The sequence below is a fragment of the Streptomyces sp. NPDC057654 genome (genome assembly GCF_042800135.1).
Lineage (GTDB): Bacteria > Actinomycetota > Actinomycetes > Streptomycetales > Streptomycetaceae > Streptomyces.
The window spans coordinates 1-1,021 of the sequence record NZ_JBHVHQ010001486.1 but is presented as its reverse complement, the minus strand read 5'-3'; the positions used below and the strand labels follow the sequence as shown (position 1 = coordinate 1,021).

General features: G+C 71.6%; 1 protein-coding gene. It reads right to left on the bottom strand.

The window, feature by feature from the left end; translation table 11 throughout:
• Window positions 1-23: 23 nt before the first annotated feature.
• Window positions 24-1,021: 2-oxoglutarate dehydrogenase, E2 component, dihydrolipoamide succinyltransferase (gene sucB / locus ACFU99_RS44535; RefSeq protein ID WP_384404628.1), on the bottom strand; the 998-nt coding region annotated here is incomplete at its 5' end.

Sequence of the window (1,021 nt, the reverse complement as noted above, 5' to 3'; positions counted from 1 at the left end):
CCCTCCATACGGTGCTGCGAACCTCAGAGGCCGAGGTCGCCCTCGAACTCGCCGCCTTCCAGACGGGCCTTGAGCGTGCCCAGGAAGCGGGCCGCGTCGGCGCCGTCCACCAGCCGGTGGTCGTACGACAGGGCCAGGTAGACCATGTCGCGGATGGCGATCGTCTCGCCCAGCTCCGGCGTCGACACGACGACCGGACGCTTGACCGTCGCGCCGATCCCGAGCATGCCGACCTGCGGCTGGTTCAGGATCGGGGTGTCGAACAGCGCGCCGCGCGAACCGGTGTTGGTCACCGTGAAGGTGCCGCCCGCCAGCTCGTCCGGCTTGATGCCGCCGTCGCGCACCCGGCCGGCCAGGTCCGCGGTCTTCTTCGCGATGCCGGCCAGGTTCAGGTCGCCCGCCTCGTGGATGACCGGGACGAACAGGCCCTTCTCGGTGTCCACCGCGATGCCGATGTTCTCGACGTCGTGGTAGGTGATCGTGTCGTCGTCGTTCACCTTCGCGTTCAGCGACGCGTGGACCTTCAGCGCCTCGGCGGCGGCCTTGACGAAGAACGGCATCGGCGAGAGCTTGACGCCCTCCCGCGCGAGGAAGCTGTTCTTCGCCTTGGCACGCAGCTGCATGATCTTGGTGACGTCCACCTCGACCACGGTCGTCAGCTGCGCCGACACCTTCAGCGACTCGACCATGTGCTTGGCCGTCGCCTTGCGGATGCGGGTCATCTTCACCGTCTGGCCGCGCAGCGCCGACGGCTGCGCCGGGGCGGCGGCGGCCTTGGGAGCGGCGGCCGGAGCCTGCTGCTTGGCGGACTCGGCCGCGGTGATGACGTCCTGCTTGCGGATGCGGCCGCCGACGCCGGTGCCCTTGACCTCGGCGAGGTTCACGCCGCTCTCGGAGGCCAGCTTGCGCACCAGCGGAGTGACGTACGCGCCGTCCGCGTCACCGGTCGCCGGGGCGGCCGGAGCCTGGGCGGCGGGGGCGGGCGCCGGGGCCGGCGCGGCCGGAGCCGGAGCCGGAGCGG